The organism is Runella zeae DSM 19591, assembly GCF_000423565.1.
In the GTDB taxonomy this organism is placed as follows: Bacteria; Bacteroidota; Bacteroidia; order Cytophagales; family Spirosomataceae; genus Runella; species Runella zeae.
The window spans coordinates 255,204-265,800 of sequence record NZ_KE384039.1 but is presented as its reverse complement, the minus strand read 5'-3'; the positions used below and the strand labels follow the sequence as shown (position 1 = coordinate 265,800).

11 protein-coding genes and 1 CRISPR repeat array are annotated in these 10,597 nt (G+C 40.8%); of the genes, 7 read left to right on the top strand and 4 right to left on the bottom strand.

Annotated features, from left to right (window positions below; all coding sequences use genetic code 11):
• Nucleotide 1: 1 nt before the first annotated feature.
• A CRISPR array of direct repeats spans nucleotides 2–1,621; the repeat unit is 30 nt; unit sequence CTTTTAATTGTACCATTTAGGAATTGAAAC.
• A 133-nt stretch (nucleotides 1,622–1,754) separates the two neighbouring features.
• From G563_RS0125960 to G563_RS0125945, 4 genes are all read left to right on the top strand, one after another.
• Complete coding sequence (locus G563_RS0125960) at nucleotides 1,755–2,240, top strand: peptide deformylase (RefSeq protein WP_028667901.1); 486 nt, start codon at nucleotides 1,755–1,757, stop codon at nucleotides 2,238–2,240.
• A gap of 139 nt (nucleotides 2,241–2,379) precedes the next feature.
• Nucleotides 2,380–3,156 (top strand): tryptophan synthase subunit alpha, encoded by a 777-nt coding sequence (gene trpA, locus G563_RS0125955; protein ID WP_028667900.1) that lies wholly within the window; start codon nucleotides 2,380–2,382, stop codon nucleotides 3,154–3,156.
• Between the two features lie 56 nt (nucleotides 3,157–3,212).
• Nucleotides 3,213–3,926, top strand: coding sequence for an outer membrane lipoprotein-sorting protein (locus tag G563_RS0125950; RefSeq protein ID WP_028667899.1), 714 nt, complete (start codon nucleotides 3,213–3,215; stop codon nucleotides 3,924–3,926).
• Between the two features lie 196 nt (nucleotides 3,927–4,122).
• A complete protein-coding gene (locus G563_RS0125945; protein WP_028667898.1) occupies nucleotides 4,123–5,208 on the top strand; it encodes a thioredoxin family protein in 1,086 nt (361 codons plus the stop codon).
• 93 nt (nucleotides 5,209–5,301) lie between these two features.
• Here G563_RS0125945 and G563_RS0125940 read toward each other — a convergent pair whose 3' ends face one another.
• Both G563_RS0125940 and G563_RS0125935 read right to left on the bottom strand, forming a co-directional pair.
• Nucleotides 5,302–6,210, bottom strand: a complete 909-nt coding sequence (locus G563_RS0125940; RefSeq protein ID WP_028667897.1) for a sugar phosphate isomerase/epimerase family protein — start codon at nucleotides 6,208–6,210, stop codon at nucleotides 5,302–5,304.
• Between the two features lie 314 nt (nucleotides 6,211–6,524).
• Nucleotides 6,525–6,851, bottom strand: coding sequence for a single-stranded DNA-binding protein (locus tag G563_RS0125935; protein WP_037328228.1), 327 nt, complete (start codon nucleotides 6,849–6,851; stop codon nucleotides 6,525–6,527).
• A gap of 191 nt (nucleotides 6,852–7,042) precedes the next feature.
• On the opposite strand from G563_RS0125935, the gene G563_RS0125930 reads away from it, so the two are divergent.
• Entirely contained in the window at nucleotides 7,043–7,402 is a 360-nt protein-coding gene (locus G563_RS0125930; protein ID WP_229598567.1) for a hypothetical protein, read from the top strand.
• Nucleotides 7,403–7,533: 131 nt separating this feature from the next.
• A complete protein-coding gene (locus G563_RS0125925; RefSeq protein WP_028667894.1) occupies nucleotides 7,534–7,932 on the top strand; it encodes a hypothetical protein in 399 nt (132 codons plus the stop codon).
• Nucleotides 7,933–8,000: 68 nt separating this feature from the next.
• Here the strand turns inward: G563_RS0125925 and G563_RS0125920 are convergent, their stop codons facing one another.
• Nucleotides 8,001–9,032 (bottom strand): DUF6807 domain-containing protein, encoded by a 1,032-nt coding sequence (locus G563_RS0125920; protein WP_037328227.1) that lies wholly within the window; start codon nucleotides 9,030–9,032, stop codon nucleotides 8,001–8,003.
• 184 nt (nucleotides 9,033–9,216) lie between these two features.
• On the opposite strand from G563_RS0125920, the gene G563_RS0125910 reads away from it, so the two are divergent.
• Nucleotides 9,217–9,849, top strand: coding sequence for a ribonuclease H1 domain-containing protein (locus tag G563_RS0125910; protein ID WP_028667892.1), 633 nt, complete (start codon nucleotides 9,217–9,219; stop codon nucleotides 9,847–9,849).
• A 5-nt stretch (nucleotides 9,850–9,854) separates the two neighbouring features.
• Here G563_RS0125910 and G563_RS0125905 read toward each other — a convergent pair whose 3' ends face one another.
• A complete protein-coding gene (locus tag G563_RS0125905) occupies nucleotides 9,855–10,574 on the bottom strand; it encodes a hypothetical protein (RefSeq protein WP_028667891.1) in 720 nt (239 codons plus the stop codon).
• Nucleotides 10,575–10,597: the final 23 nt, after the last annotated feature.

Here is a 10,597-nt window from a genome sequence, read left to right as displayed (position 1 = left end):
TCTTTTAATTGTACCATTTAGGAATTGAAACAAATAGAAACCAATCCACAAATCCAAAGCAACAAACTTTTAATTGTACCATTTAGGAATTGAAACATTGCTGCTTAGTCATAGCTTCACGAATAGTGGGCACTTTTAATTGTACCATTTAGGAATTGAAACGTGAAAACAATTACGTGCGATTTCCAGAAGTGGGCACTTTTAATTGTACCATTTAGGAATTGAAACAATAAAGTATGGGTTGGTACCAAGGAGTGGCGTGACTCTTTTAATTGTACCATTTAGGAATTGAAACTTTTCTAAAGCATGTATTGAATGTACCGAAAAAAAGCTTTTAATTGTACCATTTAGGAATTGAAACATGGTGAAAACTTCAATTTCACCTTGCGTTTTTTTTCTTTTAATTGTACCATTTAGGAATTGAAACGCTCCTCCGTGTCTTCAGTTTCTTCCTTAGCGGTTCTTTTAATTGTACCATTTAGGAATTGAAACAAATCAGGAATACAACTTTCGAGGAGGCTATGTAGGCTTTTAATTGTACCATTTAGGAATTGAAACAAGGCACTTGCTTCTTATTCGTGGAAAAGTAGGCTAGCTTTTAATTGTACCATTTAGGAATTGAAACATTGGTATGTCTCAGTCTAACTACAACATGGCTATTACTTTTAATTGTACCATTTAGGAATTGAAACAGCTCAAACTCGTAAAACTCTAAGCTTTCAGGCATCTTTTAATTGTACCATTTAGGAATTGAAACATAGCTAATTCATAACAATGAAAGATTTTCAATTACTTTTAATTGTACCATTTAGGAATTGAAACATTCACCCACGATTCGGCTGTCCTATGTAGATGCTTCCTTTTAATTGTACCATTTAGGAATTGAAACATTGCGACGGACAGTTTTGGCTAGTCAAAAACGAGGCTTTTAATTGTACCATTTAGGAATTGAAACAACTTGCAAACTATTTCGCGCTTATCGCCCGAGTAGACTTTTAATTGTACCATTTAGGAATTGAAACCAAGAAAAGGCAGTTGCCTTGCAAAATCAATTTTCGGCTTTTAATTGTACCATTTAGGAATTGAAACCTCCCTAGGTACGGCGTGGTGCAAGGCCACTATTTCCTTTTAATTGTACCATTTAGGAATTGAAACGTAGAGCTTGCGCAAAGGCTACTCCCCACCCCACAAACTCTTTTAATTGTACCATTTAGGAATTGAAACAGTGCTTTCGCGCAACTTAGCTGTGTTTCGTATTTTCTTTTAATTGTACCATTTAGGAATTGAAACGATCGTAATCGAATAAGCTTTTTGCGTTCTCAAGGACTTTTAATTGTACCATTTAGGAATTGAAACAGGCTGTCAATTCCTCCCCTTCGACATCTACCGTAGTCTTTTAATTGTACCATTTAGGAATTGAAACACGAAGAGGCAGAGGCTAGAAGGAAGGCCGAAGAAGACTTTTAATTGTACCATTTAGGAATTGAAACAGGTTTAACATCCTCTAAAAATAGCCCATATCTAGCTTTTAATTGTACCATTTAGGAATTGAAACAGGCAACCCTAAGCTTGTATAATCTATCTGCCTTATCTTTTAATTGTACCATTTAGGAATTGAAATCGGTTTAAGCGGCTGCGGTGTCCTGTGCTATGTATCCTTTTAATTGTACCATTGTAGGAATTGAAAGATTTTGGTGGTGAGTGAATTTGTGGGAAGAAAAAAGAGTTAACCAAGAAACCCCCAATCTCTTTACATGAAAACTTTAGCCGATTTGTTGTTGTTGGGCGACCCACGTTTGTACCAAAACTGTGAGCCTATATTGCCTACTGAAAAACACTTGGTGGGCGGTTGGGTCGCAGATCTTCACAATGTGATGCAAGAGGTACGCGCTAAATATGGCTTCGGAAGAGCTATCGCCGCGCCTCAACTTGGTATTATGAAACGGCTCATTTATATGAATATTGACCAGCCTGTGGTCTTTATCAATCCTACGCTTACTGATTTAAGTGACGAACTTTTCGAGCTTTGGGACGATTGCATGAGCTTTCCCAATTTGTTGGTGAAAGTCAAAAGATACCAATCAATTACTGTCCACTATCTTGACCAACACTGGCAGCCCCAAAGCTGGACTATGCACGATAGCCTCGCTGAATTGCTGCAACATGAGTATGATCATCTCAACGGAGTACTATGTACGATGCGTGCTATCGACGACAAATCCTTTCGATGGCGTCGCTGACCTTTTTAGCTTTATCCTAGTCAAAGTCCGTTTGTTTCTTTGGTTGTCGTTGTCTAAAAAACTACTTTTGCCGTGGTTTTTTGGTAAAGACTGCCGTCATTTTTCCCTAATCAAATACTAATCATTTTTTCAGGATTTCATGAATCGAATCGTTCAACTTTTCCAACGTCAAGCTACTCACAACCTTAACGTATACTTCACCGCTGGTTTTCCACAACTTACCGACACCCGTCGCATCCTGAAAGCTTTGCAAGCATCAGGGGCTGATTTGGTCGAAATCGGCATGCCTTACTCTGACCCCGTAGCCGACGGCGAAACCATCCAATTGAGCAATCAAAAGGCGCTCGAAAATGGAATGAGCGTGAAAGAGCTGTTTGCCCAGTTGAAGGGGATGCGCGATGAAATATCACTGCCTGTATTGCTTATGGGCTATGTCAATCCTGTGCTTCAGTTTGGAATCGAAAACTTCTGTCAACATTGTGCCGAAGTGGGGGTGGATGGCCTTATTTTGCCAGATATGCCAGTAGATGAATATATGCAAGAGTACAAACCTATTTTTGATAAATACGGTATTCTCAATATTTTCTTAATTACGCCTCAAACTTCCGAAAAACGCATTCGGCAGATTGATGACAACAGCGAAGGGTTTATCTATATGGTATCGTCGGCCAGCGTGACAGGCTCTCAGTCTGGAGTAAGTCATGACATGGAAGCGTACTTTGAAAGGGTCAATGCCATGCAGCTTCGCAATCCTCGCTTGATTGGCTTTGGAATCAAAGACCATGAGACTTTTGCCAAAGCCTGCCAACATGCCAGTGGGGCTATTATCGGTAGTGCTTTTATCAGAGTGCTTCAAGAAAGTGAAGATTTAGAAAAAGGAATTGCATCTTACGTAATGAGCGTAAAAGGTAAATAAATCCTTTTTTCGTCTTACCTTTCGACAATAATTAATAAATAATGATGCTTGAAAACATGAAAAAAATTGTTGTTTCGCTCGTAATAGTGCTGAGTACTATCACGGCTGCTACCGCCCAAACCGCTGATGAAATTATCGCCAAGTCGATAGAAGCACGTGGAGGAGCGGCAAAACTAAACGCCCTCAAATCGATGCGTATGGAAAACGTAATCAGCGTGATGGGTATGGAGATACCCTCTACGTCGGTGATTGTCCATAAACGTGGAATGCGTAACGAAACCGAAGTGATGGGCCAAAAAATAGTGGTAGGGGTCGACGGAAATAAAGGTTGGATGGTTAATCCCATGACTGGCTCAACCACGCCCATTCCGCTGCCCGACGACCAACTCAAAAGCTCGATGAGTCAAATGGATCTTTCGGGTATGGCCAACTACAAAGCGGCTGGAGCTACCGTAGAATTGCTCGGGAAAGAGGCCGTAGACGGCAACGATGCCTACAAAATCAAAATGACGACCAAAGAAGGTGGGGTATCGACTTACTTCATTAGCGCTAAAAATTTCTATCCTATCAGAATGGATATGTCGGGCGAAGTGAATGGGCAGGCGGTTAGTGCTCAAACCAAGATGTCGGATTATCGAGTGATTGATGGCATTGCATTTCCGTTTTTGATGGAAGTAAACTCTCCTCAGGGAGCAGTGGTGGTTAATACCAAAAAACTCGAAGTGAATCCGACCGTGGATGAGAGTATTTTTGTGCAGCCCAAAAACTAAAAGGTATTCTTTCCAAAATTACGAATTACTTTTTCCCGCAGATTTTGCAGATTGGCGTAAATTTTGTTGATACTATCAGCGAAATTTGTCGAACTCCGCAAACTGCGGGAATTGTTTTTCGGTAAAGTGGTTAAATTAATTTGCAAACGAAGCTTTCTGAACTTTATCCTTAGAAAGTCTATAATCTGTACTAATCGTGAAAAAACTCCTTTTATTAAGTTGCTTGCTTTTTCAGCTTTCTGTTTCTGCCCAACAAATCAATTTCTTTACCAACGACATTCGTCAGGCATTCAACATGGCGCGAGCACAGGGAAAATTGGTTTTTGTGGAAGTATATTCTAAAACTTGCGAGCATTGCGCGGCTTTTGAGCCTATTTTCAAAGAAAAGGCCGTCGCTGATTTTTACAATAAAAATTTTATTTCTTATAAATTGGAAGTAACAAGTCCTGATGTGCGCAACTTTCTGACTCCTAAACGTTTGTATGCGCCATCGCTGCCTTTGTTTTTGTTTTTTGACGGCAACGAAAACTTGCTTCACTTTGCTATGAGCAACCCTACCGCCGCCGAAACTATCAAACACGCCCAAAATGCGCTCAATCCATCGGTACGAGCGGCTACTTTTCGGAGTCGTTATGCTTCAGGTGAGCGAAGCGACAATTTTTTGATTGATATGGCTATGTATTGCAGAGTGGTATGTGATACGACGCTCAATATCAAAATTATGGAAGAATATGCCCGCCGAAAAACCCCCGCTCAATACGCAGACAAAAACAATTGGTTGGCGATTTCGAAGTTGGTCATGGATGTTGAGAATCCGATGTCAAAATACCTTATCAACAACATGGGGGCTTACAAAGCTAAATATGGCGCCAAAGAAGTGAAAATCGTGGCCGAAAATCTCATCATGGGGTCGTTGTATAGTGGGAGAGGAGCCAAATACGACGCGGCTAAAATTCAGCAAATGCGTCAGTATTTGATCAAAATCGGCATTGAGCCATCGGCTGCCAATGCCCGTACCTTGTTGCCTGAAGTGAATTATTATTTTGCCAAACGCCAAACCGCTCAGGCTACGGCGCGTGCAGAAGATTATCTCAACAATGCCAAAGCACAATTGCCTGATTATATGTACATCATCAAGCTTTTTAACAACCGTGCCTCGGATGCGAGTTTTGTTCCGACGGCTAGAAAATGGGTCAACAAAGCCCTCACCTTGACGGCTGCCAATAGCTCAGACGCACAAGAGTTGAAAGCCGAGTTGGCCAAAATCAACGCCCGAAAATAGAGAGTACGCTATCGCTTTAAAAAAAATGTCCGTCTATCTGAAAAACAATAGCTATTGTTTTTCAGATAGACGGACATTCTCTATGATAAACAACTAGACCGAAGCTAGTTGTGTTTTTAATACTTCTACTGCTTTTTTGGCTTCATTGTCAAAATCTTTCCAACGGCATTCGATAGACAATCCCCCCTTGTATTTTATTTTTTTGAGGGCTTTGAAATAAGCCGTGAAATCGTCGCCTTGGGCGCCGGGAGCGGTGCGGCCTTGCTTTTCGGCAATGTGGCAGTGGGTGATGTATTTGCCATATTTTACGATTTCTTCGGGGCCTTCGTTGTCTTTCATCATATGATAAATGTCGCAGAGCAATCTAAAACGAGGATGATTGACAGCTTCGATGATTTCGACGCCTTCGCTTAGGCTATTGATAAAATTGGTCTCGCTTCGGTTGAGCGGCTCTATTGCCAGTGTGACACCGTGTTTTTCGGCCAAAAGTGCCATTTTTTTGCTCAATTCAATATGTTGCTCTTTGGCTCTTTGGCGGTCAAAGCCATCTGGAATGGCACGCGAGCCGCCACTGCCAAACACAATATGCGACGAACCGCATTCTTTGGCTCTTTTAAGAGCCAAATCGGCGCGTTGGAGAATGGCATCGTGGTGGGTGTCGTTACCGACTGATTTTAGACTACCCGGAAAAAAACTCACATACGAGCGTACTGGAAATTGATGCGCTTTGAGTAATTCTAAGTTTTTTTGATATTGAGCATCACCCGCTTCTGGAATCAAAAAACGACCTACATTTTCTTCAATAAACGAATATCCTAGGCTTTTAAGAAAATCAGCTTTGTCGTAAGAAGTACAGATACCGAGCGGAAGAGATAGTCCTTTACGGCTTTCCAGTAGAGATTCTGACTGTGCCCAAGCGTTGGTAGTTATTACGCCAGCAATGACTCCAGTGAGGTTTTTTACAAAATTTCGTCGGGAGTGGTGAGTTTCAAAAGAAGTCATCCGTTAAAAGTGGTTTGTTTTTATTACAAAGTATTGCTTAGCAAGGTCTCTACTGCAAAGCAATAATATATTTTGTTTTGATGAAGATTGGACTTTGTAATAAACGCTGGTAAGGTTTTGGACTTTGTAATAACGCTTGTAATAAACGCTGGTAAGGTTCAAAACCTTACCAGCGTTATGCTACCTACTTGGCCTAAACGTTGGAGGGGAGACTAGCTCCCACAACCAACGCATTTACGGGGTACTTGAAACGAAAAAAGGGCTGTTAATAGATTACTTTTTGGGCTGTTAATAGGAGACTCATAAAAGGTAGATTAGTTTTCTACCGTATTGACAGGTTCGATTCTATACACCTGTATTTCGGTGACATAGACCGTTTTATTTTCTTTGTTTTTGTAAGAACGATAGTTGAGCTTGCCTTCTACCGAAACCGCTTTTCCTTTAAACGCGAGACGTTTACACACTTCCGCTACTTTCCCAAATGCCACCACATTGTGCCATGTAGTGCTGGTAATTTCTTCATTATTTTTGTTTGTGTAGGTTTCTTTTGTGACGAGCGTAAATGAAGCCAATTTGCCATTATCAAAATTACGTACTTGAGCGTCTTTGCCTACGTTGCCAATCAATGTTACCTTGTTCATGTTCCTTAAAAATTTATGTGTTTGATATTTGTTTCGGCCGTCTTGCTGAATCGGCGATACAAAGGTGCAGCATCCAAGTCGCTCGATTCGGTTGGTATTCGTTTCTATATGGATGAAATTATTTGTAGTCGTTTGTAAACGGATAATGTTTTTTGTATATTGCAGTGTAAAACAATACATTAATCCTACCAATGACAGCAGTGAAAGAATGTTTAGAATGCGGTGAGAAGATTATAGGGCGAGCAGATAAAAAGTTTTGTTCGGATCTATGTCGCAATGCCTACAATAACAAGCTTAATTCAGATTCCAACAATTTTGTCAGAAATATCAATAATAAATTGCGCAAAAATCGACGGATTTTGGAAGAAATTTGCCCCGATGATAAAGCAAAAGTTTCCAAAAATACCCTTCAAAGGGAAGGCTTTGATTTTACTTATTTTACGAGTACGCGCACCACTCAAAAAGGAGCTACTTACTTTTTTGTGTACGAATACGGCTATTTGTCGCTCGAAAATGATTTGTTTTTGATCGTAAAAGATGATAGACGATAGTGCTTATAATCAGCTTTTTGGGGTGCTATTTCATATTAATAAAGTGATTGAAAGATAATTTTCTTAGTGATTGTTCAGCTAAATGTTTAGTTTTGAACCCACATTTCTTTAATCACCATTTATTTATTTTTATGAAAAAAAGTCTCCTTTTTTTATTTCTAGTATTTGCGTTGGTTGCTTGCAACAAAGACAAAGAAGAAGAATGCATTCCCCCTGCCGTCGAAAAAAATATTTTGGGGGCTTGGTCTGGTATTGCCAAAGTCGATGATTTAACCTCCGACCCTTTTGATGTAACTTTTAATGAAGACGGTACTTATGCTGACCCCGAGGAGCTATTGTTGGGTGGCGAAATCAATGACATTGTGCTGACCGACAGAACTTGGAAGATAGAAGCCAATAGACTCATTTTGCGGGTAAGCAAAGGGTTTAATGCGTTGTCGTTGGAGTATATAATCAAAGAAAATAGTTGCGACAAAATCGTAATCCAATATTTGGATCTTGGGACAGTCGAACTAAGAAAAAAACAATAACTTGCTACCCATATAAAAGTCGCCGTAATATCTCTATCACGGCGACTTTTATGTGGGTAGATTGCTGATTATTTAGTTTTTCCAAAATCAGCGGCCATAGTATTAATTTGAGCATCACTCAAAGACGCTGAGGCAATAACGGTACGATAGCGAAACGTGGTTGATTCTCCTGTTTTGAGCTTTAGGTTAAGCTCCTCAGCACCATTGCTAAATATTTTTTGTCCTAGAGGATTTGCCGCAAAAAGCCCATAGCCTCGGGCGTGCCAGTAAGTAGGATAACCCACATTTTTGGGGTGGTCTATTATCACTAAGTTGACGGTTTCGTTGCCCATTTTGCCGCGTAGATTGCACCATTTGGCTCTTTTGCTCCATACGGCTTCGCCTTCTACCCCTTCGCTATTGCGGTAGCTACCAGTGACACCGGCGTTGTTCATGACAGGGACTTTGGTCGCGATACCGCTCGCATCCGTAAATACCTCAGGTTTGTCCGACGGATGTTCCAATTCTCTGGCTACTCTAATCGCAAAGAAGCCATCTTTTACGTCCTTAAACGTAACGTCGGTTTTGGCCGTTAGGGTTGTGATACGATCTACGGTGCGAGTTTGGGCATCTCCTTTAAATATATAGGTGGTGGTTTCGGTCAGCATAAGACCTCCGTTTTTGTCGAGCCAGTCGGCTGTAACGGTGAGCTCTCCCTGTTTTTTACCACTTTTTATACTCTTGATGCCGGTATGAACGATTGTGCCGTAGGTATTTTTGCCATGATTTACAGATAGAGAATTGTTCCAGAAGTCATGCCCATTGGCATCTTCATAGTTGAGCCACATACCCACGTGGTGAGGGTGATCCACACGCTCGCCTGGACGTGGATTGATGGGCCACCCACGCGTAATATCAGTGCCATTGACGGTTCGTAAGGGATACAAAACAGCCTTCTTGAGTACATCGGGTCCGGGATAAAAATAGGCTGTAAAGGGTTTACCATCAATCGTTACCTCTACTTTTTTGTCGGTGGGGTTGTTGGTAAGTACGACTGGTTGTTGGGTAAAACCAACGGTGGCAACAAGCGCCAATGTAAGAGTTGAAAGAGATTTTATCATTTTTTTTGAAGAGCTGAAAAATACAAGCTGGGTTTTGTTGTACAGTACAGTTAGGAATTAATGAAGGGTTTTGAACGTTTTGGCTTTCCAAAATATGCCCTTACAATACGCTATATCAGTATTAATGTACTATTCAAAAGTGGCAAAACGCCTTTTTTTACTTCACTTTATGTAAGTTTGCAGCATGGCAAAGAAAAGAAAATTTTATGTAGTATGGGAAGGGCGTAAGCGAGGGGTATTTACGGAGTGGGAAGAATGCGAGGCGCAAATCAAGGGCTTTGCAGAGGCAAAATACAAATCATTTGACAATCTAAAGGAAGCGGAAGAAGCGTTACAAAAAAGTTATTGGGAATATATATCCCCCAAAACCGCCAAACCTACTGTAAAAGAGGCTCCAGCAAGTGTAGGCAAACCCAATTTGGATAGTATAGCCGTAGATGCTGCTTGGAACACCGCCACGGGAGATGTAGAATACCAAGGAGTATACCTTCGTACAGGGCAAAAAATATTTCATCAAGGGCCATTTAAAGATGGTACCAACAATATCGGAGAATTTTTGGCTATCGTTCACGGGTTGGCCTATCTTCAAAAGCACCAAAGCAACCTGCCGATTTATTCGGATTCTAAAACGGCGATTAGTTGGATAAAACGCAAACATGCCAACACAAAACTAGAAGTGACGCCCGAAAATAAACCACTCTTCGAGTTGCTTCAACGAGCCGAAGAGTGGTTGTCCAAAAACAAGTATGCTAATCCTATTCTCAAATGGGAGACGGAATATTGGGGCGAAAACCCAGCCGATTTTGGGCGAAAATAGAAATCCTATCTTTGCCGAATCGTGTGTTGTTTATCAAAATTGACAATCCATTTTTTGGCAATGGGCAGTAGTGTTTCTTGCACAGGATAGTCCGTAGGAGATTCGACCAAGTAGGTGGCAGGGTTTGGAAGCTCGCGACGCTTATGGATAAGGTTCAATTTAAGGTTTTCAAACGTAGTCGTAAAACTTTTGCGTACCGTGTCTACGAGCGTTGTGTCTACGCTGCTTTGATTGTTGTGTTCGACGAGTCGAATTTGATACTGGTAGATTAGGGTTTCGCTATTGTGACCCCGATATATAAACACATATCCTTCTTTAAGGTGGAGGGGAATAATGCCCACGGGCATAAAATTGAGTTTGGCTTCAATGTCGGCATATTGAGATTGGCCTTCTGTCAGCGTTTGCTGAAAAAGTGGCAGAGAATACTCCAAAATGCTGTCAATTTCGGACAAGTGTTCGCTTTCCTGAAATTTTTCGTAAATAAATTGTTTTTTTTTGAGGTCTATTCCTTTGAGTTTTTTTGGGAAAGAAGCCACGATTTGCTCTTTAGAATCTTTGAGGTTTAATGCTGCTTCGTAGTGTTTCTCTACAGACGGCAGGTCAGGGAATAGGCGCGATTGCTTGAAATTTTGTTTAACTCCCTGTAAATAAGCCATTAAGGTGTATTTTTTGTATTCGAAGTCAATCCATCCTTCGGTTATCCAATCTTGTTTTAAACTAGCCATAGATATATACTTTTAAAAAACTA